Raw genomic sequence first — 24,410 nt, 5'->3', positions numbered from 1 at the left:
TGCGGTGCAGTTGCAATGCGGGGTGTGCTAGTATTCCGGGCGCAATGACTCTGTTATGGTGGCATTGGATCGTTTTCGGCGTCGTCTTGCTGGTCGCTGAGATCGTATTCGTTAATTCCTACAGCATCCTCTGGTTTGGGCTCGGCGCTTTGGTCGTGGGCGCCCTGCTGGCACTGGCGCCCGGGTTCGCCTTGTGGGCGCAGGTCCTGTTGTGGGCGGCGCTCTCCGCCGCGGCGCTGGCCGCGTGGATTTTTTACTTCCGGCCCCATTTCGACCGCCGCCGCCGCGCCGAGGCGCGCCGGGAGTTGGTGGGCGCCGCCGGCATCGTGGTGCGCTCGGCAGGCGGGCAGGGGGATGTGCGCTTTCAGAAGCCTTATGGCGGGCGTGACGTGTGGCCGTTCAAGACCGCGCAGGCATTTAAGGTGGGCGAGCGCGCCGTCGTGGCCGAGGTTGCCGCCAACGGAGAGTTGAAGTTGGAGAGAAGTTCCTGAATCCGGGAGGGGAGAACTAGTTATGCAAGGAGCATTTTTGTTGGTCAGCTTTGCCGTCTTCGTCCTGATCCTGGTTGCGGTTGCCAACGGCATCCGCACGGTGCCGCAGGGCGAGGAGTGGGTAGTGGAGCGCTTCGGCAAATACCGGCGCACGCTGCCGCCCGGCCTTTCTTTTATCGTGCCGTTCTTCGACCGGGTCGCCTACAAACTGGTGACCAAGGACATCGTGCTGGACGTGGATCGCCAGGAGGTGATCACCAAGGACAATGCGGTGATCCATACCAACGCGGTGGCCTTCATCAAGGTGACGGACCCGATGGCGGCGGTGTATGGCGTCGTGGACTTTGCGCTGGCGGTGCGCAACCTGGTGCAAACCTCGTTGCGTTCGATCATCGGCGGGATGAGCCTGGACGAAGCGCTGTCCTCGCGCGAGCAAATCAAGGCGAGCCTGCGAAATTTGCTTGCTTCCGACATGCAGGATTGGGGGATTACCTTGAAGTCGGTGGAGATCCAGGACATTAAGCCGTCGGAGTCCATGCAGCAGGCGATGGAGCAGCAGGCTGCCGCCGAGCGCGAGCGCAAGGCGATGGTGACGCGCGCGGAAGGCGCCAAACAGTCGGCCATCCTGGAGGCGGAGGGACGGCTGGAGTCCGCCAAGCGGGACGCCAAAGCCGAGGTGACGCTGGCGGAGGCGTCCAAATTGGCGATCAACCTGATCCGGGAGACTACGGACAGCCCCGAATTGCCGCTTACTTACCTTTTGGGCCAGCGCTATATCCGGGCGCTCAAGGAGCTGTCGGAGTCCGCCAACGGTAAATTCGTGGTGTTGCCCGCTGATTTCCAGGAGGCGATCAAAGGGATGCTTGCCGGCCGGGGGAAGTAGCTTGGGCAGGTGCCGCTGCCAGGGCGCGGCAGGCGGCGCATGAGCCGCCAGGCTTCGCCGGGGGGGGCCGCCGAGAGGAGCGACGCGGGTACGGTAGGCGGCGCCTGGTCGCGGAGCCGTTCGCCGCCGCCCCGCGCCGACACCACGATTCCGGGGGGGGCGGATGGGGCCCAGGCGCCCCCTCGGCGCCGCCGCCGGGATTGGGGACTGGGCGCGCTTTGGGACTTGCGGCGTTTCCTGCGCCCCTACCGCGCCCAGGTGGCACTGGCGGTCTTCTTCCTGTTTGCCGCCTCGGCGGCCACCCTGGCCATGCCGGTCACCATCCGCCTGGTGATTGACGCCGGCATCCTGGCCGAACAGACGGCTGCCGTGCATAGCTACTTCTTGCTGCTGTTCCTGCTTGCCGCGCTGCTGGCCCTTTCCTCTGCGATGCGCTATTACCTGGTAACTACCCTGGGCGAACGGGTGGTGGCCGACCTGCGCCGGGAGGCATACGCTCACGTGATTCGTCTGGGGCCGCCGTTCTTCGAGTCGGTGAGTTGCGGCGAGGTGCTGTCGCGCCTGAATACCGATACTACTCTGATCCAGACTGTGGTGGGCAGCAACCTGTCGGTGGCTCTGCGCAGCCTGATCGTGTTGGTGGGCGCCCTGGCGCTGATGTTCGCTACCAGCCCCTGGCTGGGAGGGGCGATCTTGTTGCTGGTGCCGCCGGTCGTTTTCCCGCTGGTCTATTTCGGGCGCCGGGTCAGGCGCCTGTCCCGCATTGGCCAGGACCGGGTGGCCGACGCCAGCGGCCTCGCGGTCGAGACGCTCAACGCGGCGACGACGATCCAGGCCTTCAATCTGGAACAGCGCGCCTCCGATCGCTTCTCGCACTTGATCCGGCGCTCCTTTATTGCCGCCCGGCAGCGGATCCACACCCGCGCTGTGCTCACCGCCCTGGTGATCCTGCTGGTGTTCGGCTCGGTGGTGCTGGTGCTGTGGCTGGGCGCGCAGGACGTGATCTCCGGGCGCATGAGCAGCGGTACGCTGGGGCAGTTTCTGCTGTACGCGATCCTGGTGGCCGGTTCCACGGCCGGGCTCAGCGATATCTGGGGGGAGTTGCAACGGGCGGCCGGGGCGACGGAGCGCTTGTTGCAATTGATCGCGATCGTGCCGGAGACCCGCGCCCGGGCGCCGCAGCGCCTCATGGAACTGACCGGCTCCGGCGGCGGCGGCGGCAAGATCTCCTTTCAGAACATAAGCTTCCGTTATCCCGCCAGGCCGGGGGTGGCCGCCTTGCAGGATTTTTCCTTGGAGATCGCCGCGGGGGAGACCGTAGCGCTGGTGGGGCCCTCGGGCGCCGGCAAGACCACGCTGTTTCGCCTCCTGTTGCGCTTTTATTCGCCGGATTCCGGGATCGTTCTGCTCGACGACGTGGATGCCTCCCTGTTGGCGCCCAGCGAGGTGCGTGCCCGGATCGGATTGGTGCCGCAGGAGATCGCGCTTTTTACCGGCTCCGTGCTGGACAATATTCGCTACGGGCGCCCCGACGCTGACGAGGGGGAAGTGCTGGCGGCGGCGCGCGCTGCCTACGTGCACGAATTCGTGGAGCAGCAACCCGATGGCTACGATACCTTTCTCGGCGAACGGGGATTGCAGCTCTCGATGGGGCAGCGGCAGCGTATCGCCATCGCGCGCGCCATTCTCAAGGATTCGCCGATCCTGTTGCTGGACGAGGCCACCAGCGCCTTGGACGCGGCCAGCGAGTACATGGTGCAACAGGCCCTGCGGCGGATCATGGCCGGCCGCACTACCCTGATGATCGCCCACCGTTTGTCCATGGCAAAGCATGCGGACCGGATCGTGGTCCTGGACGAGGGGCAGGTTGTCGCCATGGGCCGGCATGAGGAGTTGACGAGGCGCCAGGGGCTCTACTCGCGCCTGGTGAGCCTGCAGGTAGTCTAGGCGCCGGGGCGGCGCGCGGCCCGGCAGGGTAGGCGGCCAGGGAGTACGGATGTTTACCGGTATCGTGCAGGCGGTAGGTCGTGTCGCCGGGGTTGTCGGCGGGGAAGGCGGCGGGATGCGGATGCAGGTCGAGACCGCGGCCTTGGGCCTGGCGGGGGGCGTTGTGGGGGAGAGCGTCGCTGTCAATGGCGTGTGCTTGACGATCGCCGCCGCGGACGAACGCGGGTTCCATGCCGATGTCTCTGCCCAGACCCTCGCCCGCACCACCTTCGCCCGCGTTCGCAGGGGCGCCAGGGTCAATCTCGAGCGGGCGCTGACCCTGGCTACGCCCCTGGGTGGCCACTTGGTCAGCGGCCATGTGGACGAGGTGGGCGAGGTGCTGTCCTGTGCCGAGTCCGGCGGCGGCCGCCGCATGATGTTGCGGGCGTCGGCAAACCTTGGGCGCTACCTGTGCGAACGCGGCTCCGTCTGTGTGGACGGCGTGAGCCTGACCGTGGTCGCTGTGGCCGCCGCGGCGGGCGTTGCCGCCGGCGGCACGGAGTTCGCTTTGCAGCTGGTCCCGCATACCCTGCAAAGCACTACCCTGGGGGAGCGCGGGCCGGGAGACCGGGTCAATCTGGAGGCGGACCTCGTCGCCCGCTATCTGGATAAACTGCTGGAGGCGGGCGTCCCCGCACCCCGCGCCGCCGCTCGTCGTTCCTGAACGGCGCGGCGGTTGGCTGCTTCAGCGAGGCGCGTTCGGATGCGCGTTCGGCCCCGCGGCCGGCGCCTGGGCGTCGGCGCCGTATTTCCGGATGTATTCCCTGGCCAGGGTATTTGCCGCCGTCAGCTCTTCGGCGGACAGTTTTTCCCGCGCCTGAGCGACGGCTCGCTCGGATGGCGGGTGTTCCGCTTCCGCTCCCACGCGGTACCAGGCATAGGCGCGCTCGTAGTCCAGAGGCAGCCCTTTGCCCTTCATGTAGAGGTTGCCCAGCTTGAACTGCGCCTGCGGGATGCCTTGCTCGGCGGCGCTTTGCAGCCAGTGGGCGGCCTGCTTCGCGTCCCGCTCGGCGCCCCGCCCCTCCAGGTACATCGTCCCCAGGTAGTACATCGCGTAGCCGTGGTCCGCGCCCTCTGCCAGCGCCTGCATGATGACGAAAGACCGCTGGTAATCCCCTTGCAGGTAGGCGACCACCCCGTCGTTGAAATCGGCGTAGGCCGGGGCGGCGTACAGCCAGCCCATCGTCAGGCACAGCGCCAGGCGCCGGCGCCTTTTCGCGCCGGAGTTCCTGTTTGCGTCCGGGCTCCTGTTCGCGGTCGCGTCGCGGTTCCTGTACGGCGAAGGCATGGCGGCATTATATCGCCGCCGCCAGTGCGACGGAAGTGTGCGTAGGGTGCCGCATGTGCCGGGCCTTGACACGGGCCTTGACAGGGCTGGACAAAGCGTTGCGCATGTTGTAGGATTAATTTCTGGCCGCTGTCCTGGCAAAGCCCAAGTGCGGCATTCGCTTGGCCCTCTCAATTGCCTGGACGGCGGCCTCTTTATTGGGGCCGCCTTTCTATGAGGCGCGATGCGGGGGGCAGGAGCGTTGTTAACGGTTGCGCCCGTCTTGCGCCGGCACGGTACGGCGATCTTGCCGCCGGGATGGGCTTGGCGTATGCTGGAAACACTTCGTGACCCGGCAAAAAGAGGTCCCGGAAGATAGAGAACTCTGCAGGAAAATCTCTCAGATAATCGGCGGCGCAAGGAATATGTCTGGCAAGAACCACACCGTTACTATCGTTGACAACGCCAGCGGGCGGCAGTTCGACTGCCCGGTGATCCGCGGCACCGACGGGGCGCCAGTGATCGATTTGCGCCGGCTGTATGCCGAGCTCGGCATGTTTTCCCTGGACCCCGGATACTTAACCACCGCCTCCTGCCGCAGTGCCATCACTTACTTGGACGGCAATCAAGGGATATTGCTGCACCGCGGCTACCCCATAGAGCAGTTGGCCGAGCAAAGTTCCTTCCTGGAGGTCTGTTATCTGCTGTTGTACGGCGAATTGCCGACCCGTAGCCAGATGGCGGAATTCGATGCTGCGATTCGGCGCCGCGGCATTGTCCACGAACACCTGGAGCGTTTCTATTCCGGCTATCTGCACGATGCGCATCCCATGTCCATTCTGGTGGGCGTTACCGGGGCGCTTTCCTCTTACTACCACGAGGCCCTGGACATCATGGATCCCGAAGACCGGGACCTCACCGCCAAGCGGGTTATCGCCAAGATGCCGGTGCTTGCCGCTCACTGCTACAAGCACAATGTCGGCCATCCCTTCGTGTATTCGCGGGCCGATCTGGGCTATGTGGAGAATTTTCTGAACATGATGTTCTCGGTGCCCCACATCGCGTATCAGTCCAGCCCCACGGCAGTCGAGACGCTGGACAAGCTGCTGATTTTGCATGCCGATCACGAGCAGAACGCCAGCACTTCGACGGTGCGGCTCGCCGGTAGCGCCGAGGCCAATCCATTCGCCTGCATCTCCGCCGGCATCGTAACCCTGTGGGGGCGCGCCCACGGCGGCGCCAACGAGGCCGTGATCCGAATGTTGAAGGAGATCGGTTCGCCGGCAAATATCGGCAAGTACATTGCCCGCGCCAAGGACAAGAACGACCCCTTCCGGCTGATGGGGTTTGGCCACCGGGTTTATAAGAACTACGATCCGCGCGCCACCATCATTCGCAAGTCCTGTCATGATTTGCTGCGGGAAATTGATGCGGGTAACCAGCCGCTGTTCGAGATCGCCCTGCAGATGGAGGAGATCGCGTTGCGGGACGAGTACTTTATTGAGCGCAAGTTGTACCCCAACGTGGATTTTTACTCGGGGCTGATCCTCCAGGCCATGGGCATCCCCATGTCCATGTTTACCGTGTTGTTCGCCCTGGCCCGCTCTGCCGGCTGGATCGCGCAGTGGCTGGAATTGATGAACGATCCCGAGTTCCGCATAGGGCGGCCGCGGCAACTCTACATCGGCCGCGAGCGGCGCGATTACGTGCCGATGGAAAAGCGCAAGGAAGCGGGCAAATGAGCGTCGCCCCGGTGCGCGTCGCCGTTACCGGGGCAGCCGGGCAGATCGGCTACGCCCTGCTGTTCCGGCTGGCGGCCGGGGAAATGCTGGGGCGGGAGCGACCGTTGGTTCTCCATCTGCTGGAGGTTCCGCGGGCCATGGCCGCCTTGCGCGGGGTGGTGATGGAATTGGAGGATTGCGCCTTCCCGTTGCTACAGGGGCTGGAGGTGACGGACGACCCCCGGGTGGCCTTTCAGGACGTGGATTTTGCTTTTCTGGTCGGTTCCCGCCCGCGGGGCAAGGGTATGGAGCGCGGCGATCTGTTGCAGGTCAACGCGGAGATCTTCCGGGTTCAGGGGCAGGCATTGAACGAGTGCGCCAGTCGGCGCGCGCGGGTATTGGTAGTAGGCAATCCGGCCAATACCAACGCCCTGATTGCGCTGCACCACGCCCCTGAGCTGCCGCGCGAGAATTTCAGCGCCATGACCCGCCTGGACCATAATCGGGCGCTCGCCCGACTGGCCCGGCAGACCGGCAAGGGGGTGGGCGATATCCGCCGCCTGTGCATCTGGGGCAACCATTCTTCCACCCAATACCCGGACATCGGTCATGCCACCGTGGCCGGCGCGCCGGCCGCGGAATTGGTGTCCCAGGATTGGCTGGAGCGGGAATTCATTCCGCGGGTGGCCGGGCGGGGGGCGGAGATCATAGAGATGCGTGGGGCGTCCAGCGCCGCCTCGGCCGCCGCCGCCGCCCTGGCGCATATGCGTGACTGGACGTTGGGCAGTGCGCCGGAGGACTGGGTGAGCATGGCTGTCCCCAGCGACGGCGCTTACGGCATCCCGGAAGGGCTGGTCTATTCTTTTCCGGCGGTCTGCCGCGACGGGCGGTACGAGGTCGTGCGGGACTTGGCGATTAGCGAGTTCAGCCGTGGCCGCATGGACGCGACCCGCCGGGAATTGGAGGAGGAGAGGGAGGCAGTACGCTCGCTGCTGTAGTCTTTCCGCTCCTACGGGGGACGATGCGCAGCGCTGTCCCGGAGGCTGACGATGCGCCAGTTGCGGCGTTGCGCCTCCGCCTGCAACAGGGGGTCCGGGTCCACGGCCACCGGGTGGCGCACTTGGCGCAACAGCGGCAGGTCGTTGTGCGAGTCGCTGTAAGCCCAGCTCCCTTCCAGGGTTTCCCCGTGGGCCGAGAGCCAATCCTGAAGCCGCGTAACCTTGCCTTCCGCAAAGGAAGGCGTACCGGCCACTTCCCCGGTATAGAGGCCGTCCCGCATCTCCGCTTCGCTGGCGATCAGGTGCTCGATGCCGAATAAGCCGGCGATCGGTTCGGTCAAAAAGCGGTTGGTGGCGGTGATGATCAATAGCGTGTGTCCCTGGCGGCGGTGCCCTTCGACGAGTTGCAGCGCCGCCTGCAGGACGATGGGCCGGATCTTGCTCTCCAGGTACTCTGCGCGCCAGCGCGCGAGGCGCTCCGGTGGCTGTTTTGCCAGGGAGCCGAGTTGAAAGCGAAGGAATGCGCGGATATCGAGCGCGCCCTCCCGGTATTGGCGGTGAAACCGTTCGTGGGCCGCCCGCAGGCTGGGGGCGGCGGAGGGGCGCTCGCTGAGGAATTCCCCCCACAGCCGGTCGCTGTCTCCGGCGATCAGGGTGTCGTCCAGGTCGAAGATGCTCAGCGTCATGGCCGCGTTCCGGTTGCCGTTTCCCGTGTTCCGGCGGGAGCGGTGGGCAGGGTCTTTACTCGGCGAATTCGGCCCGGAGCACTTTCCAGCTTTGTTCGCGGCCGGACAGGAGTTCGCAACCCAGGCGCTCCCCTTCCTCGCCGGGAGGTATGAGGCCGGTTACCAGGCCGGCCTGGGGTTTATTCGCCAGATGGCGCTTCAGGCGGTAACGAATCGCCAGGGAGGGGTGCCGGTTGCGGATCATGCGCATGTCGCCCCGCCGCAGGCCCTGGCACTTGGCGTCCAGTACCTGGTACATCTCGAGGAAGGCGGCGGCCTCCTCGGCTCCCTCCGCGGCGGCTTCCTCCGTGCCGCCGCTCACGGCTGCGTCGTGCCCCGCCAGGAGCAGGGCGAGGGCCGCGGCCCGCAAGGCGCTCCCGGAGGCGTGCCGAGCTCTGCCGCCAGCGGGCTGTGGCAGCAATGGAGGGGTCATCGTCAATCCAGGCGACTGCGCGGCATCCAGGCGTTCTGCCGGTGCGCGTGGATGCGCCGGGTCAGGAGGTCTTGGGTCGCCTCGTCCTTATCCATGTTCATCGTTTTGTCTCCTGCACGGCGGTCTGCCGCGCGCCGGATTTACTATGGGCCGACTATGCGGGAAGATAAGGTCAGCGGTATTCTATTGCAAGGCTTCATGCCCCGCATGGTTGCGGGGAAAGGCGGATAAAGTCAGGTGCGAATTCATATTCTCGGTGTCTGTGGCGTCTTTATGGGAGGACTGGCCCTGCTTGCCCGCGCCCTGGGGCACCGGGTCGGCGGTACCGACCGGCGCTGCTACCAGCCGATGAAAGGGTTGTTGTGCCGGGAGGGGATCCAGATGCGGGAAGGATACGACCCGGCGGGCTGGCGGCATCCGGCCCCGGACCTGGTGCTGGTGGGCAATGCGCTGGCGCGCGGCAATCCCTCGGTGGAGTTCCTGCTGAATAGTGGGTTACCCTATATCTCCGGGCCGCAATGGCTGGCGGAGCAGGTGTTGCGCCGGCGCCGGGTGCTGGCGGTGGCGGGCACGCACGGCAAGACGACTACCGCGGCTATGCTCGCCTGGTTGTTGGCGGACGCGGGTTTGGACCCCGGCTTTCTGGTGGGCGGCGTGGCGGAAAATTTCGGCGTCTCCGCCAGGCTGGGGACGGGCGATTTCTTCGTGGTGGAGGCAGACGAGTACGATTCCGCGTTCTTCGATAAGCGTTCCAAGTTCGTCCACTATTGCCCGCGGGTTTTGGTGCTGAACAATATTGAGTTCGATCACATGGACATATTCGATTCGTTGGCCGCGATACGCCGCCAGTTCCATCACCTGTTGCGCGTGGTGCCCGGTTCCGGGCAGGTAATCGCCCATGCCGGCGACCCCGAGATCCAAAGCGTGCTGGAGATGGGCTGCTGGACTCCGGTGGAGCGTTTCGGCGCCCCGGACGGCCGTTGGCAGGCGCGGCCGTTGCGCCCGGACTGGGGGCGCTTCGAGGTTCTGGACGGCAGTCGGCGGGTCGGGGAGGTGCAATGGCGGCTGTTCGGGAGGCACAATGCCGACAATGCGCTGGCGGCGCTGGCGGCGGCGGTTCATGCGGGCATCGCGCCAGAGAGCGCCTGCCGTTCGCTGGCGTCGTTTCGCCCGGTATGCCGGCGGCTGCAACGGCTGGCCACGGTGCGCGGCATTGAGATATACGACGATTTCGCCCATCACCCGACGGCGATCCGCGCCACCTTGCAGGCCCTGCGGGGGGCGGTGGGCAAGCGGCGTATCCTGGCCGCGCTGGAGCCGGCCTCCCATACCATGCGCCGGGGCGGGCACGGGCGGGAACTGGCCCGTTCCCTGGGCGAGGCGGATCGGGTTCTGCTCTGTCGCCCCGCGGGGCTGCGCTGGGACCTGGAGGAGGCGACCGCGGAATTGGGCGGGCGCCGGGAGGTGTACGAGGAGGCAGAGGAGATCGGGCGGCGCCTGTGCGAACTGGCCCGGCCGGACGATGTCATCCTGCTGATGAGCAATGCCGCTTTCGGCGACCTGCCTCGCCTGTTGCCGGCCCGGTTGGCGGCGGACGCGGCATGAAGTCTGCCGCGAAACCCGCCGCGGCGCCTCCCGGGAGGGCGGCGCCGTGAATATTCCCCTGTTCCCGCTGGACGCCGTCTTGTTTCCCAAGGGCGCCATCATGTTGCAGATCTTCGAGCAGCGTTATATCTCCATGATCAGCCAGTGCCTGCGCCAGGATGCGGGCTTCGGGATTTGCCTGGGCAAGGGCCGCGAGGGCAAGGGCGCCGACGGGATGCACGGGGTGGGGACTTACGCCCGCATCTTCGATTGGGAGCAGCTGGACAGCGGTTTGCTGGGGATCCGTTGCCGGGGCGAGCGGCGCTTTACGATTATGAGCCGCACGCGGCGGCAAGACGGCCTGAACGAGGCCGAGGTGCGCTGGCGCCCGGAGAAGCCGTGCGCGGAGTCGCCGCCTATCCTCCGGGCCTGCGTGGACTATCTGCAACGCCGGTCAGGCCGGGAGAACCTTCCTTTCTCTCTGGACGACGAGGAGGCCACGGCCGATCCGCACTGGGTCAGTTACCGGCTGGCCGAGTTGTTGCCGCTGACCGTCAAAAGCCGGCAGACCGTGCTGGAGATGGACGACGCCCCGCTGCGGCTGAAGACCTTGTTCGCGGTTGTCCAGACCCTGGATAGCGGGGATCAGCCTTCCTGAGCGGCAGCCGTCGCGACCGGTTCTTCGATCACCGGGTTTTGCAGTTCGCCGATTCCTTCGATCCGAATGCAGACCGTATCCCCCGGCCGCAGGTAGCCGCGGGGCGTCATGCGTACTCCCACCCCCGCTCCGGTGCCGGTGGCGATGATGTCGCCTGGCTCCAGAGTCATGACGATGCTCAGATATTCCACCATGCGGCAGCAATCGAAGATCATTTCGGAGGTGCGGAAGCTTTGCCGCAGTTCCCCGTTCACCCGGGTCTCGATGCCCAGGTTTTGGGGGTCGCCGAGTTCCTCCGGGGTCACCAGCCAGGGGCCCAGCGGGCCGTGCGTGTCGAAGGATTTGCCCAGCGTCCAGGTGGGGGAACGGGCCTGCCAGTCGCGCACGGTAACGTCGTTAACGGCCAGGAAGCCGCCGATCGCCTCGGCGGCCCTCTCCCGCGGCACATGGCGGCAACGCCGCCCGATCACCAGGCCCAGTTCGCCCTCGTAGTCCAGTTTCTCCGAGACCCTGGGGCGGTGGATGGCGTCGCCGGGGCCGATCACGCAGGTCGGTTGCTTGGTGAAGAAAGAGGGGTACGGGTTGCGCGGCAGGCCGGTCTCCCGGATGTGATCGGAGTAGTTCAATGCCGCGCCGAGGAATTTCGGGGGGCGCGCGATCGGCGCCTGTAGCCTTACCTTGGCCAGCGGCAGGCGCGGGGCGCGGCGGCGCAGCCGTTGCAGCGTCTCCCGGGCCGCTGCGCCGCCCTCCAGGAAGCTTTGCATGTTGCGGGGCGCGTCGGCGGCATGCAGGGTGTCAATTACCTCCCCGTCTTCGATCAGCCCCAGCCGACTGCGTTTGCCATCGGTGAACGTTGCGATTTTCACGCTGTATAATCCCGCCTCGGGCGGTCTGTCCCGGAAGGCCGGGTCGGGGTTCCCCCGGCGGCTTCTCCTCGGGCCCGGCCCCGGGCCCGGAGTTGCGGGCCCGCTGCAAAATGATAGCAAGCGGAACGAAAGGACGGCAAACGGCGCCTGAGGCAGCCGGCGGGCTCCAGTGGCTGTTTGCCTTCGCCATGGGTCTTTGCCCCTTGGCCGTCGCTGCGACGGACCTCCCGCGCGGCGCCCTGCTGGGTGCGGCAGCCGGTTTCTGTCTGCTCGCCGGCGCCTGCGGCATGGCGGCCCTGCGCCGCCGGCTGCCTGCCTGGTGCTTCCTGCCGATCCTTTTTCTGCTTTGCGGTACGGCCGCCTATGCGGCGCGGCTGGCGGTCGCCTTCTGCTGCTACCCCTGGTTCGCCTCCCTGGAGGCTATCCTGCCGCTGGCAGGGGTCAGCGTCGCGGTGTTGCTGTCTGCCCGGGAGATCGCGCTTTCTTCCCGCCGGCCGCTGGCCGCCCTGCGGCCGGCCCTGGTTGCCGCCATGGGCGCCTGGCTGCTCCTGGCGGCGGTGGGAACGGCGCAGACGCTGCTGAATGCAGGCCGGCTCGGGGCTCCGGTGGAGGCTGGCGGCTACATTGCCCTGGCGCCCCCGCGGCAGCCTTTCGCCGCCTTTTTGTTGCTGGGGCTTTTGCTGGCCCTGGCCGCCGCTCTGCGCCTGGCCCGCGGCCGGCGATCCTGAGCTTTTGATGACCCTCCGGGACCGGCGCCGATTGTTCGCGCGACTGCGGCGGGAAAATCCCCGCCCGACCACCGAGTTGCGCTACTCGACCCCCTTTCAGTTGCTGGTATCGGTCATGCTTTCCGCGCAATCTACCGATGTGCGCGTTAATCAGGCGACCGAGGGGCTGTTCCGTGCCGCGGACAACCCCCAGGCTATGCTCCGTCTCGGGTTGCGGGGACTGAAGCGGCATATCCGCTCGATTGGCCTGTATAACTCGAAGGCGAAGAACATTCTGGAGACCTGCAGGTTGCTGCTGCGCCGCCACCGCGGACAGGTGCCGTCCCGGCGCGAGGAGTTGGAGGCGCTGCCCGGCGTTGGCAGGAAAACGGCCAATGTAGTCCTGAACACCGCCTTCGGGCAGCCCACGATTGCCGTGGACACCCATATTTTTCGGGTCTCGAACCGCACGGGCCTGGCGCCCGGCGGCACCCCGCTGCGGGTGGAGCAGGAACTGCTGCGCCAGGTTCCGGCCGAGTTCCGGCGGCACGCGCACCACTGGCTGATCCTGCATGGGCGCTATGTCTGCCGGGCGCGCGCGCCGCTTTGCGGCCAATGCCATATCCGCGACCTCTGCGCTTGGCCGCACAAGCCGAGCGCGGCGGGAGGGTCGCCGCGCGCCGCCGTAGCGAGGTAGGAGCGGGGCAGTAGAGATGCCATCGCGGGTGTTGCCGCGGCCCGAGTTGGCCGCGGGGCTGGGTCCCGAACCGGGATGCTGTGGAGGTCGTTTGGCGCGTCCGGCCGCGGGGGGCGCCGGGTAGGCGGCGGGGGTTTCAGCTGGCTACAGTGGTGAACTGCAGGCCGATCCCTGCCACTTCTACCTTGTCTTTGTCCTTCAGCGGATGAGCCCGGGGGCCTATGGGGTGGCCGTTGACCAGGGGATAGCGTTTGCCGTCGCCATCGCTCTCGATGTGCGTGAGGAAGTAACCCTGCGAGCGCCGCGAGATAGCCGCCACCTGTTTGCCGGGCTTGCCCAGCGTGACGATGGTCTTGGTCAGGTTCATGAAGCGCCCGGCGGTAGGGCCGTTGAGGATGGTCAGCCGTCCTACCTTCTGTTGCGGCTGTGACGGTGCGGAACCCGTCATGGTGGCGGCGCCCGCCTGCGCGGCGATCTTGGCCATTGCCGCCGCCGCCCCCGCCGAGTTCGGCCGTATGACGACGGTCTTCTCGAATTCCTCGTCCGCGGCCTGCGCCTCCTCGTTGACATACTGCAGTTCGTGTTGGCCGATAACGACGATGTCGCCATCGTTGAGCGCCCTCTTTTGCACCCGCTCGGCGTTGATGTAGGTGCCGTTCATGCTGCCCAGGTCTTCGAGGAAGGAGTCGCCGGAGATGGTGAGAACCTTGGCATGGCGGCCGCTGACCGCCTTGTTGTCAATCTGGATGTCGCAATCGGGGCGCCGCCCGATGAACGTTTGCTCTTTGACGATCTCGAACACCTTCTGCTGTCCGGCGCCCAATGTAAGGATTAGCTTGGCCATCGCTTATTTCTCTGCCGTTCGTATGATAATCATGTTTGCGCCTCCTGGGGCTTGCCTGTGCGGGTGTCCGATCCCAGTATTCGTACCAGAATGACTGATATATTGTCCTTACCCCCCTGTTTGTTCGCTAAGTTTACCAATTCTTCCGCCGCCTGCATAAGGCTATCATCATATTTGCGGATAGTTAAGTGGATATCGCGGTTTCCCACCATGTCGCTCAGTCCGTCCGAGCACAGGAGATAGATATCTTCGGGCCGGGTCCGCTCTTCGCCCAGGTCCACGACCACGTCACTGCCGATGCCCAGAGCCCGGGTGACGTAGGTTTTGGAGACGTATCGCGGCGCTTCCTCCGGCGTGCACAGCCCCCGGTCCACCACCTCCTGGACCAGTGAGTGGTCCTTGGTGATCTGCTGGAACTCGGTGCCGCGCAGGCGGTAGAGGCGGGAATCCCCCACGTGGGCGGTGTACATCCCCCCGTCGTGGAACAATGCCGCCACCACCGTGGTTCCCATCCCTTTGTAGTCCTCCTTGGTGGAGGCATGCCTGTATATGTTCGCATTGGCGAATTCTATCGCCTCGCGCAGGATCTCGGAGTCTTCCCGCGCCGCCTCGGCCTCGCCCCGGCGGGGCTGTTCCTCCATAGGCAGCTTCAGGTAGAGATGGCGGATAATTGAGGTCACGGCGATCGCGCTGGCTACCTCGCCTGCCCTGTAGCCGCCCATGCCGTCGGCGACGACGGCGATGCCCCGGGAGCCGTCGCTGGCGGTGCTGTCCTCGTTGTGAGGGCGCGCGCAGCCCACATCCGAGCGGTTGGCGATCCTGATTTTACCCAGCATATTCATGGAGTTGCGCTCAACGTTCCAGATGCTCGATTTTACCGGATTTATCCTTCCATTCGTCCGCGTCTTCGGGAGGATCTTTGCGCTCGGCGATCACGGGCCACTCGCGGGAGAGCTCGGCATTGAGCGAGATAAATTGCTTATGTTCCTCCGGGAGGTCTTCCTCCGCGAAGATCGCCTCCACCGGGCATTCAGGCTCGCACAGCGTGCAATCTATGCACTCATCGGGGTCTATGACCAGCATGTTGGGCCCCTCGTGAAAGCAGTCCACCGGGCAGACTTCCACGCAGTCGGTGTACTTGCACTTGATGCAACTTTCGGTCACCACGAATGCCATATTGCCCTTTTCTCCATATTTCCAAGGTGTTCATGAACCGGCGCTTCATACTCCGATTTTACTTGAATTCGAGTATTTTACTCGATCATGCTCTTTAAGCGATAGAGCAAGTCCAGAGCCTCTTTGGGGCTGAGTTCGTCGGGGCGCGCCTCCCGCAACCGCTGCAGCAACCGCTCCGACGCCTCGTTTCGCCGCGGTTGCGGTTCCGGAGCTGGCGGGGATTGCTCCCGGGGCGGGGACGGCGCCTGGCCGGCGGTGGCGGCCATTTGCCGCTCCAGCCGCTGCAATTCGTCCTGGGCGCTACCGATTGCCGCCTCTGGGATGCCGGCGAGTCGCGCCACCTGCAGGCCGTAGCTGCGGTCCGCCGGGCCTTCCTGCACGCGGTGCAGGAAGACAATGCGGTCGCCGTGTTCGATAGCGTCCAAGTGGACATTGCCTACATTTTTCCGCTGGTCGGCGAGCCGGGTCAATTCGAAGTAGTGGGTGGCGAATAGCACGCGGGCGCCGATTTGGGTCGCCAGATAGTCGGCGCAGGCCCAGGCCAGGGAGACGCCGTCCAGCGTGCTGGTGCCCCGGCCGATCTCGTCCATCAACACCAGGCTGTCAGCGGTGGCGTTGTGGAGGATGGTCGCCGTTTCGTTCATTTCCACCATAAAGGTGGAGCGGCCGCCGCTGAGGTCGTCGGCGGCCCCGATACGGGTAAAGATGCGGTCCACGGGCCCGATCCGCACACTTTCCGCCGGGACGTAACTGCCGATGCCGGCCAGGATCGCGATCAGTGCCGCCTGCCGCATGTAGGTGGATTTGCCGCCCATGTTCGGGCCGGTGATGACCAACATGCGCCGTTGCCGGTCCAGCGTCAGGTCGTTGGCGGTGAAAGGCTGTTCCAGCGACTGTTCCACCAGCAGGTGGCGCCCGCCGCGGATCTCCAGCACATTCTCCTTTACCAGCTTTGGCGGCGCCAGCCGCAGGCTGTCGGCGCGCTCGGCAAGGCAGGCCAGCACATCCAGTTCCGCCAGCGCGTCGCTGCACCGCTGTAGTTCGCGCAACACCTCGCGGCAGGCGTCCAGCAATTTTGCGTACAGGCTCTTTTCCCGCGCCAGGGCGCGTTCGCGGGCGCTCAGCACCTGGTGCTCCAGGTCCTTGAGTTCGGGCGTGATGTAGCGGGCCACCGCCTTGAGCGTCTGCCGGCAGTGGTAGTTGTCCGGCACCTGTTGCTGCTGCCGGCGGCTGACCTCGATGTAGAAGCCGCTTACCTGGTTATGGCCGACCCGCAGGTTCGGGATCTGGGTCCGTTGCCGCTCTTGCTGCTCCAGTTGCCGCAGATAAGCGCCGCTGTCCCCGCCGAGGCGGCGGAATTCGTCCAACTGGGCGTCGTAACCGCCGCGGATCACGTTGCCGTCGCGCAGCGTCGGCGGCGGCGTCTCCGCCAGCGCTTCTTCCAGCAGGTGGCGCAGTTCCGGGAATAGCGCGATTTTTTGCTTGCCGTCGCCGAAACGCGCCGCGGGCAGGCCCTCAAGTTCCTGGCGCAGCCTGGGCAACAGGCCCAGCGTGGCGCGCAGTTGCGCCAGATCGCGGGGCCGCGCGGACTGTAGCCCGACCCGGGCCAGGATGCGCTCCATGTCGCCGACATCGCGCAGGATTTCCCGCAGCCCGGAGTAGCGCTCCCCGGCCAGCAGGTCGCCCACGGCCCGCTGGCGGCGATAGACGGCGGCGTGGTCCCGCAACGGCCGCAACAGCCAGCTCCTGAGCCGCCGCCCGCCCATGGCGGTGGTCGTGGTGTCCATGATGCCCAGCAGGCTGCGCTTGCGCTCGCCATCCGCGCCGGTCTCCAATTCCAGGTTGCGGCAGCTGACCGCATCCAGCAGGGTCGAGTCGTCCCGGCGCTCGACCCGCGGCGGCTGCAGGTGCGGCAGCGCCGTGCGCTGCGTATCGCGCGCATATTGCAACACGGCCCCGGCGGCGGCGAGGGCCGCCGACAGCTCCTGGCAACCGAAGCCGTCCAGGTTGTGTACCCGAAACTGCTCCCGCAACGCCTCCGCTCCCCGTTGTCGGTCGAAGTGCCAGGGCGGGCAGGTACGCAACCCCCCTTGCCCGGCCAGTCGCTCGGCCAGCGGCGACTCCTCGGCAACCAATATTTCCGCCGGCCGGATGCGGGCCACCTCGTCCAGCAGGGCCTTGTCCGCTGCGCTGTCCGCCGCCATTTCCATCAGGGCGAAGCGGCCGCTGCTCAGCTCCAGCGTGCTCAGGCCGAGGCGCCCGTCCGCGTGGCACAGGGCCAGCAGGACGCTCTCTCTCCTGGTATCCAGCAGGGCTTCGTCCGTCAGCGTCCCGGGCGTGATGATGCGCGTGACCTCCCGCCGCACCGGACCGGCGCCGCTTTTCGGGTCGCCGATCTGCTCGCAGATGGCGACCGGTTCCCCTATCCGCGCCAGGCGGGCCACGTAGTTTTCCATGCTGTGCGCCGGCACCCCGGCCATGGGAACGGGCCGTCCCGCCGATTTGCCCCGGGCGGTCAGGGCGATGTCCAGCAACTCCGCGGCCCGGCGGGCATCTTCGTAGAACAGTTCGTAGAAATCTCCCATGCGGAAGAACAGCAGGGTGTCGGGGTATTCCGACTTGAGCCGCAGGTATTGGCGCATGACCGGACTGTGGCCCGCGAAGTCCGCATGCGGGCGCGGCGCGTTCTCTGCGCCCTTGGCGGCAGGCAAGTTCTCGTTATCGAACAGACTTTTGGAATGCGCCATGGACAGAGCCCCCTGCTTGCATCATACCCCGTGTCTCATGCTTGCGGTAGAGAACGCGAAGCGCTTAAAATTGCCGAAAGTGTATAAGAGACACTTAAAGAGCGGACAGAGCAAGGCAGGCGGCAAGCCGCCCGCGGAAGCCTTGTCCGGCAAGTCTGCCCCCGGCACTGTCGGCCGGCTCTATCCCGCGGTGACCTCCGACATCGTGATCTTCACCATTCGGGAGGAGTTGCTGCAGTTGTTGCTCATCCAGCGCGCCGCGCCGCCTTATGCCGGTTGCTGGGCGCTGCCGGGCGGATTCGTGGGCGCCGGCGAGGCGCTGGAACGCGCCGCCGCCCGCGAGCTCCGGGAGGAGACGGGGGTAAGCGGGGTATATCTGGAGCAGCTCTACACTTTCGGCCACCCGCGGCGCGACCCCCGCGGGCGGGTGATCTCGGTGGCCTACTACGCATTGGTGCCGCCTGGCCGCATTCACCCGCGTCCTGCCAGCGACGCCCGTCGCGCCGATTGGTTCCGTTGCGACCGGCTGCCGCCGCTGGCCTTCGACCACAGCGAGATCGCGCGCATGGCCCAGGAGCGTCTGGCGGCCAAGCTGGGCTACTCCACCATCGCCTTCCAGTTCCTGCCCGGCAAGTTCACCCTGGGCGAGTTGCAGCGCGTGTACGAGATCATCCTCGGGCGGGCGCTGGACAAGCGAAATTTTCGCAAGCGCATCATGGCCTACGACTGTTTGCAGGACATCGGCGAGACCGTCGGCAACGGCCGCCGCCGTCCGGCGCGGCTGTATGCCCTGCGCTCGCAGGGCATCGAGTTCGTGCGATGACGGATGCGACCCTGGCGCCAGTGGCCTCCCCGGCGGCGCTCCGCCAGCCGCCGGAGGCGGTGCCTCCGGTAGTGCCGGAGCCGCTGGAGGACGCGGAGCGGGAACGGTTGCGGAGGCGCATCAAGCGCTTGTTGCGGGAGCAGGATGCCACCCTGGTGGCGCATTACTACACCTCTCCCGCCATCCAGACGCTAGCCGACGAAACCGGCGGCCACGTATCCGACTCCCTGGACATGGCCCGCTACGGCCACGAGTCCCCGGCCTCGACGCTGGTCGTTTGCGGCGTGCGCTTCATGGGCGAGACGGCGAAGATACTCAATCCGGAAAAGCGCGTGCTGATGCCCGATCTGCGGGCGGATTGCTCCCTGGACCTGGGCTGCCCCGCCGCCGAGTTCGGCCGCTTTTGCGATGCCCACCCGGAGCGCGCGGTGGTGGTCTATGCCAACACCAGCGCCGCCGTCAAGGCGCGCGCCGACTGGATGGTTACTTCCGGCAGCGCCCTGGATGTCGTTCGCTGGCTGCATCGCCAGGGCCGGCCGGTGCTGTGGGCGCCCGACCGCTACCTGGGCGACTACGTGCGCGAGCGCACCGGCGCCGACATGCTGCTGTGGGATGGCGCCTGCATCGTCCACGAGGAGTTCAAGGGCCGCGAATTGGCCGAGATGCGCGCCCGCCACCCCCGCGCCAAGGTGCTGGTGCACCCGGAGTCTCCGGCCGCGGTGCGGGCACAGGCAGACTACATCGGCTCGACCCACGGGCTGATCGAGGCGGCGCGCGAGATGGCCGCCGACGTCTTCATCGTCGCCACCGAGCGCGGCATCTTCCACAAGATGCAACAGGCGGCGCCCGGCAAGACCTTCCTGGTCGCGCCGACCAGCGGCCGGGGGGCGACTTGCAAGAGCTGCGCCTATTGCCCCTGGATGGCGATGAACTGGCTGCAGCGTCTCGCCCGGGTTCTGGAGACGGGGGAGAACGAGATCAATATCCCCGAGGAGATCCGCCGCCGCGCCCTGCGGCCCATAGACCGCCTGTTGCGGTTCACCCGCGGCCGCGGTCAGGATATCCTCGGCGCCAACGACGCCTGAGCGCGAGCCTGGGCGGCTGTCGGCGGCCCAGGCGTCTGTCGCCTGGCGGCGGCGGCCCCAGGCGGGCGGCCCCAGAAGGGGTGGCCCAGAGGGCGCGCGGCGAGGGCGCGCGGTGCGCGGAAGAATATCCCGGCGGGGCGGTTCAGAACGGGATATCGTCCTCGAACTCGTCGCCGCCGTCCGCCGACGGCGGGGAACGGCCCTTCCGCGGCCCAGGCGCCGCATCCCCCGGGGGCGCATCCCCCGCGGGCGGCATCCGTTCTCCCCCCTCCTCGCGGCGGCCGCCCAGCATGGTCATCTCGTTGGCGACGATCTCCGTGGTGTAGCGGTCGTTCCCATCCCGATCCTGCCATTTGCGGGTCTGTAATCGCCCCTCCGTATAGATCTGAGAGCCCTTGCGCAGGTACTCCTTCGCGATCTCGGCCAGCTTGCCGAACATCACCACCCGGTGCCATTCCGTGCGCTCCTGCGGCTCGCCCTCCCGATCCTTCCAGCGCTCGCTGGTGGCCAGCGACAGGTTGGCGACCGCCCGCTCGCTGGCCGTGTAGCGCACCTCCGGGTCCGCCCCCAGCCTGCCGATCAGCATGACCTTGTTCAATCCTCTTTCTGCCATATCGTTACTCCCCGCATGAATCCGTCTGTTCCCCGGTAGGTGTGCAGGTGGGCACGGGTATGCCTCCCCTGGGGATGCCAGTATGGCGGGACCGCGCCCCCGTTGTAAATGCGCTTTTTGCATGATCGGCATTCGTGCCGCCGCGGCGGGATTTTGCCTCGGGGCGCCCCTGTTTTCCCCCCGCGTTCCGCGCCGGCTTGGACCGAATGCGCCGCCTTTGCCCCGGCGCGAGGCGGCAGCGTACAATGAGGGATTGCGAAGGGGGAATCCCAATGGGGGGATCCCGAACGCGCGGGGGGCGAGTATGGACACGATCCGTATCCGGGGGGCACGTACACACAATCTGAAGGCCATAGATCTGGACATTCCGCGGGACCGGCTGGTGGTGATCACCGGCATTTCCGGTTCGGGCAAGTCCTCTCTGGCCTTCGACACCATCTACGCGGACGGCCAGCGCCGCTACGTGGAATCGCTCTCGGCCTATGCCCGCCAGTTTCTCTCCGTGATGGAGAAGCCGGACGTAGATCATATCGAGGGCCTGTCCCCGGCCATCAGCATCGAGCAGAAAACCACCTCTCACAACCCGCGCTCGACGGTGGGAACCATCACCGAGATCTACGACTACCTGCGGCTGCTCTACGCGCGGGTCGGCGAGCCCCGCTGTCCGCGCCACGGCCGGTCGCTGGCGGCCAAGACCGTAAGCGAGATGGTGGACGCCGTTCTGGCCCTGCCCGGGGAACGGTACATGCTGCTGGCGCCGGTAGTGCAGGGCCGCAAAGGCGAGCACGCGCAGGTCCTGGAGCAGCTGCGCGCCCAGGGTTTCGTCCGCGCCCGCATAGACGGCGCCGTGGTGGAATTGGAACGGCCGGACAAGCTGCAGCTGCACCGCAAGCACGACATCGAGGCCGTGGTGGACCGGTTCCGGGTGCGCCCGGACATGGCGCAACGCCTGGCCGAGTCCTTCGAGACGGCGCTGCGGCTCGGCGACGGGCTGGCGAAGGTGGTGTCCATGGACGCCCCGGATGCCGACGCGCTGCTGTTCTCGGCCCGCTTCTCCTGCCCGAAATGCGGCTACAGCATCCCGGAGTTGCAGCCCCGGATGTTTTCTTTCAACAACCCGGCGGGCGCCTGCACGGAATGCTCCGGCCTGGGGTCGGTGCAGTTTTTCGACCCGGAGCGGGTCGTGCGCTACCCCTCGCACAGCCTGCTCGAGGGGGCCATTCCCGGCTGGGACCGGCGCTCCAATTACTGCCACCGCCTGTTGCTCGGCCTGGCCCGCCACTACGAATTCGATCTGGATGCGCCCTTTCGCAGGCTGCCCGCCGCCATCCGCAAGATCGTGCTCTACGGCAGCGGGGGTGCCGCGATCCGCTTCGACTTCCCCAGGGGCCGCTATGGCCGCGGCGCCAGAAAGCGCCCCTTCGAGGGCGTGATCCCGAACATGGAGCGCCGCTACCGGGAGACGGATTCCTGGGCGGTGCGCGAATCCCTGGCCGAGTTCCGTTCCACCCGGGATTGCCCGGCCTGCGAGGGCTCCAGGCTGCACGAGGCCGCCCGGCACGTGTATGTGGACAAATACCCGCTGCCCGCCGTGACCTCTCTCCCGGTGGGCCGGTCCCTGGACCTGTTCGCCGGGCTGCGGCTGAGCGGACAGCGCGGGCGCATTGCCGAGAAGGTGCTCAAGGAAGTGCGCGCCCGCCTGGAGTTCCTGGCCGATGTGGGCCTGGAGTACCTGGCCCTGGACCGCAGCGCGGACAGCCTTTCCGGCGGCGAGGTGCAGCGCATTCGCCTGGCCAGTCAGATTGGCGCCGGCCTGGTGGGAGTCATGTACGTGCTGGACGAACCTTCCATCGGCCTGCATCAGCGCGATAACCGCAGGCTGCTGCGCAGCCTGAGCCGCCTGCGCGACCTGGGCAACTGCGTGCTCGTCGTCGAGCACGACCAGGAGGCGATCGAAAGCGCCGACCACGTGGTCGAGATGGGCCCGGGCGCCGGCCTGCACGGCGGGCGCGTGGTGATCCAGGGCACGCCCGCCCAGATTCGGCGCCACCCGGACTCGCTGACCGGCCAGTATCTCTCCGGGCGCCGGCGCATCCCCGTGCCGAAGCGGCGCACCCCGCGGCAGCGGCAGCGCCTGTTGCGAATCGAGGGCGCCCGCGGCAACAACCTCAAGGCCATAGACCTGGAGCTGCCGCTGGGGCTTCTGACCTGCGTGACCGGCGTCTCCGGCTCCGGCAAATCCACGTTGATCAACGACACCCTGTACCGGGCGACGGCCCGCGCGCTGCACGGCGCCGACCGCAGCCCCGCGCCCCACCGCGCCATCCGGGGGTTGGAGCTGCTGGACAAAGTGGTGAACATCGATCAAAGCCCCATCGGCCGCACGCCGCGCTCGAATCCCGCCACCTACACCGGCATGTTCACCCCGGTGCGCGAGTTATTCGCCGCCCTGCCCGAGGCGCGGGCGCGCGGCTACCGGCCGGGGCGCTTCAGTTTCAACGTGCGCGGCGGCCGCTGCGAAGCCTGCGAGGGCGACGGCCTGATCCGGGTGGAGATGCACTTCCTGCCGGATATCCACGTCCCCTGCGATGTCTGCCGCAGCAAGCGCTACAACCGGGAGACGCTGGATATTCGCTACAAGGGCCGCAACATCCACGAAGTGTTGGAAATGACGGTGGCGGAGGCGCGCGAGTTCTTCTCCGCCATCCCCGCCGTGTTGCGCAAATTGGAGACCCTGGCGCGCGTCGGGCTCGACTATATACGCCTGGGCCAGATCGCCACCACCCTCTCCGGCGGCGAAGCGCAGCGGATCAAGCTGTCGCGCGAATTGTCCCGGCGCGACACCGGCAACACCCTCTACCTCCTGGACGAACCCACCACCGGCCTGCATTTCCACGACATCCTGCATCTGCTGGAGGTGTTGCACGAATTGCGCGACCGCGGCAATACCATCGTAGTGATCGAGCACAACCTGGATGTCATCAAAACGGCGGACTGGGTTGTGGACCTCGGCCCGGAGGGAGGCGACGGGGGCGGAGAGATCGTCGCCGCCGGCCCCCCGGAAGCGATAGCCGGCCACCCCGGCTCCTACACCGGCCAGTACCTGCGCCGGGTATTGCAGCGCCCCGGCAAGGGCGGCAACGGCAGCAAGCGGGGCAAGCCCCGCGCCGTCGCGGCCCGCGTTGGCGCGAGGCAACGGGGGAGGGCGCCAGCGCCGCCGGCCGCCGGGCTGCAAGTGGGCGAAGCCCTGCCTGCGGGACCGGAAGAGGGTTCGTCATAAGCATCCTGCCCCATGCCGCCCGCTGGCCCGCCGTCTTCGTTCTCTGCCTCGCCGCCCAGGGGCAGGCCGCGCCGGCCCCGCCGCCCGCCCCGCCCGCCCTGCCAATGGCGGAGATCCCCGGCGGCTGCTTCCAGATGGGCAGTCCGCCGTCGGAGCAAGGCAGGCATGGCTACGAACGCCGGCACAAGGTGTGCGTGCGCCCCTTCCGGCTGATGACCCATGAGGTCACCAACGCCCAGTACCGTCTCTTTCGTCCCGGGCACGACAGCGGCGCATACCGGGACCGCTCCCTGAACGGCGACCGGCACCCGGTGGTGCGGGTCTCCTGGGAAGACGCGGCGGCCTACGCCCGCTGGCTGCGCGCCGCCACCGGACGGCCATACCGCCTGCCCACGGAGGCGGAGTGGGAATACGCGGCCCGCGCCGGCACCACGACGGCCCGCCCCTGGGGGGCAAATTCCGGCGCTGCCTGCCGCTATGCCAACGCCGCCGACCGCACCGCCGAAGCGCTCTTCGCGGACTGGGATATCGCCGTACACGACTGCGAGGACGGTCACGGCGCCACGGCCCCGGCGCAAAGCTACCGTCCCAACGACTGGGGTTTGTACAACATGCTGGGCAACGTGTGGGAGTGGGTCTGCTCGGGCTTTCATGCCAACTACGACAACGGCGGCGAGAGCGAGTGCGGCGCGGTCGGCCCGGGCGGATTGCGCGGCGCCCGCGGCGGCGCCTGGTTCAACGTGCCGGACCGGGTGCGTTCGGCGGCGCGCACCGGCAAGCCCTGGGACACCCGTGCCGCGGGTTTGGGCTTCCGCCTGGCCGAGGA

Annotated in this window: 23 protein-coding genes; 14 read left to right on the top strand and 9 right to left on the bottom strand. The window is 66.9% G+C overall.

All coding sequences use genetic code 11. The features are described from left to right. The 4 genes from OXU43_03750 to OXU43_03735 all read left to right on the top strand — a co-directional run. Positions 1-491: hypothetical protein (locus tag OXU43_03750; protein ID MDD9824271.1), on the top strand; the 491-nt coding region annotated here is incomplete at its 5' end. 22 nt (positions 492-513) lie between these two features. Beyond that, positions 514-1,374 carry an SPFH/Band 7/PHB domain protein gene (locus tag OXU43_03745; GenBank protein ID MDD9824270.1) on the top strand — a complete coding sequence of 287 codons (861 nt, stop codon included), beginning with the start codon at positions 514-516 and terminating at the stop codon, positions 1,372-1,374. Between the two features lie 39 nt (positions 1,375-1,413). Further along, positions 1,414-3,321: an ABC transporter transmembrane domain-containing protein gene (locus OXU43_03740; GenBank protein MDD9824269.1), complete on the top strand. Its 1,908-nt coding sequence runs from the start codon at positions 1,414-1,416 to the stop codon at positions 3,319-3,321. A gap of 49 nt (positions 3,322-3,370) precedes the next feature. Beyond that, positions 3,371-4,024 (top strand): riboflavin synthase, encoded by a 654-nt coding sequence (locus tag OXU43_03735; protein MDD9824268.1) that lies wholly within the window; start codon positions 3,371-3,373, stop codon positions 4,022-4,024. 21 nt (positions 4,025-4,045) lie between these two features. On the opposite strand, the gene OXU43_03730 is transcribed toward OXU43_03735, so the two are convergent. After that, positions 4,046-4,648, bottom strand: a complete 603-nt coding sequence (locus OXU43_03730; protein ID MDD9824267.1) for a tetratricopeptide repeat protein — start codon at positions 4,646-4,648, stop codon at positions 4,046-4,048. A gap of 404 nt (positions 4,649-5,052) precedes the next feature. Between OXU43_03730 and OXU43_03725 the strand changes: the two genes are divergently transcribed. Both OXU43_03725 and OXU43_03720 read left to right on the top strand, forming a co-directional pair. Then, positions 5,053-6,369 (top strand): citrate synthase, encoded by a 1,317-nt coding sequence (locus tag OXU43_03725; GenBank protein ID MDD9824266.1) that lies wholly within the window; start codon positions 5,053-5,055, stop codon positions 6,367-6,369. After that, positions 6,366-7,346 (top strand): malate dehydrogenase, encoded by a 981-nt coding sequence (locus tag OXU43_03720; GenBank protein ID MDD9824265.1) that lies wholly within the window; start codon positions 6,366-6,368, stop codon positions 7,344-7,346. Before OXU43_03725 ends, OXU43_03720 begins: the two co-directional genes overlap by 4 nt. An 11-nt stretch (positions 7,347-7,357) precedes the next feature. Here the strand turns inward: OXU43_03720 and OXU43_03715 are convergent, their stop codons facing one another. Then, positions 7,358-8,032, bottom strand: a complete 675-nt coding sequence (locus OXU43_03715; protein MDD9824264.1) for an HAD-IB family hydrolase — start codon at positions 8,030-8,032, stop codon at positions 7,358-7,360. Between the two features lie 55 nt (positions 8,033-8,087). Continuing rightward, complete coding sequence (locus OXU43_03710) at positions 8,088-8,393, bottom strand: hypothetical protein (GenBank protein ID MDD9824263.1); 306 nt, start codon at positions 8,391-8,393, stop codon at positions 8,088-8,090. Positions 8,394-8,741: 348 nt separating this feature from the next. Between OXU43_03710 and mpl the strand changes: the two genes are divergently transcribed. Both mpl and OXU43_03700 read left to right on the top strand, forming a co-directional pair. Next, positions 8,742-10,109, top strand: coding sequence for a UDP-N-acetylmuramate:L-alanyl-gamma-D-glutamyl-meso-diaminopimelate ligase (gene mpl / locus OXU43_03705; GenBank protein ID MDD9824262.1), 1,368 nt, complete (start codon positions 8,742-8,744; stop codon positions 10,107-10,109). A gap of 46 nt (positions 10,110-10,155) precedes the next feature. Further along, positions 10,156-10,746: an LON peptidase substrate-binding domain-containing protein gene (locus OXU43_03700; protein MDD9824261.1), complete on the top strand. Its 591-nt coding sequence runs from the start codon at positions 10,156-10,158 to the stop codon at positions 10,744-10,746. Here OXU43_03700 and OXU43_03695 read toward each other — a convergent pair. Next, positions 10,734-11,612 (bottom strand): fumarylacetoacetate hydrolase family protein, encoded by an 879-nt coding sequence (locus OXU43_03695; GenBank protein MDD9824260.1) that lies wholly within the window; start codon positions 11,610-11,612, stop codon positions 10,734-10,736. The two genes, OXU43_03700 and OXU43_03695, sit on opposite strands and share 13 nt — an antisense overlap. Before the next feature lie 110 nt (positions 11,613-11,722). Between OXU43_03695 and OXU43_03690 the strand changes: the two genes are divergently transcribed. Beyond that, the gene (locus tag OXU43_03690; protein ID MDD9824259.1) at positions 11,723-12,340 is read left to right on the top strand and encodes a hypothetical protein; all 618 of its coding nucleotides are present in this window, start codon (positions 11,723-11,725) and stop codon (positions 12,338-12,340) included. 7 nt (positions 12,341-12,347) lie between these two features. Further along, positions 12,348-13,016 carry an endonuclease III gene (gene nth / locus OXU43_03685; GenBank protein MDD9824258.1) on the top strand — a complete coding sequence of 223 codons (669 nt, stop codon included), beginning with the start codon at positions 12,348-12,350 and terminating at the stop codon, positions 13,014-13,016. Positions 13,017-13,152: 136 nt separating this feature from the next. On the opposite strand, the gene OXU43_03680 is transcribed toward nth, so the two are convergent. From OXU43_03680 to mutS, 4 genes are all read right to left on the bottom strand, one after another. Beyond that, positions 13,153-13,860, bottom strand: a complete 708-nt coding sequence (locus OXU43_03680; protein ID MDD9824257.1) for an FHA domain-containing protein — start codon at positions 13,858-13,860, stop codon at positions 13,153-13,155. Positions 13,861-13,889: 29 nt separating this feature from the next. Then, complete coding sequence (locus OXU43_03675; protein ID MDD9824256.1) at positions 13,890-14,702, bottom strand: Stp1/IreP family PP2C-type Ser/Thr phosphatase; 813 nt, start codon at positions 14,700-14,702, stop codon at positions 13,890-13,892. A 10-nt stretch (positions 14,703-14,712) separates the two neighbouring features. Further along, positions 14,713-15,036, bottom strand: a complete 324-nt coding sequence (locus tag OXU43_03670; GenBank protein MDD9824255.1) for a ferredoxin family protein — start codon at positions 15,034-15,036, stop codon at positions 14,713-14,715. A gap of 77 nt (positions 15,037-15,113) precedes the next feature. Continuing rightward, positions 15,114-17,678, bottom strand: coding sequence for a DNA mismatch repair protein MutS (gene mutS / locus OXU43_03665; GenBank protein ID MDD9824254.1), 2,565 nt, complete (start codon positions 17,676-17,678; stop codon positions 15,114-15,116). A gap of 184 nt (positions 17,679-17,862) precedes the next feature. On the opposite strand from mutS, the gene OXU43_03660 reads away from it, so the two are divergent. Both OXU43_03660 and nadA read left to right on the top strand, forming a co-directional pair. Next, positions 17,863-18,606: an NUDIX domain-containing protein gene (locus tag OXU43_03660; GenBank protein MDD9824253.1), complete on the top strand. Its 744-nt coding sequence runs from the start codon at positions 17,863-17,865 to the stop codon at positions 18,604-18,606. Then, complete coding sequence (gene nadA, locus OXU43_03655; protein ID MDD9824252.1) at positions 18,603-19,691, top strand: quinolinate synthase NadA; 1,089 nt, start codon at positions 18,603-18,605, stop codon at positions 19,689-19,691. The genes OXU43_03660 and nadA overlap by 4 nt, the downstream gene beginning before the upstream one ends. 142 nt (positions 19,692-19,833) lie before the next feature. On the opposite strand, the gene OXU43_03650 is transcribed toward nadA, so the two are convergent. Continuing rightward, positions 19,834-20,304 carry a single-stranded DNA-binding protein gene (locus OXU43_03650; GenBank protein MDD9824251.1) on the bottom strand — a complete coding sequence of 157 codons (471 nt, stop codon included), beginning with the start codon at positions 20,302-20,304 and terminating at the stop codon, positions 19,834-19,836. 304 nt (positions 20,305-20,608) lie between these two features. Between OXU43_03650 and uvrA the strand changes: the two genes are divergently transcribed. Both uvrA and OXU43_03640 read left to right on the top strand, forming a co-directional pair. Further along, a complete protein-coding gene (uvrA, locus tag OXU43_03645) occupies positions 20,609-23,584 on the top strand; it encodes an excinuclease ABC subunit UvrA (protein MDD9824250.1) in 2,976 nt (991 codons plus the stop codon). 104 nt (positions 23,585-23,688) lie between these two features. Beyond that, positions 23,689-24,410 (top strand): formylglycine-generating enzyme family protein (locus tag OXU43_03640; GenBank protein MDD9824249.1); only part of this gene is annotated, 722 nt, incomplete at its 3' end.

The organism is Gammaproteobacteria bacterium (genome assembly GCA_028817255.1).
Taxonomy (GTDB): domain Bacteria; phylum Pseudomonadota; class Gammaproteobacteria; order Porifericomitales; family Porifericomitaceae; genus Porifericomes; species Porifericomes azotivorans.
This window is presented reverse-complemented; position numbering and strand designations above follow the sequence as displayed.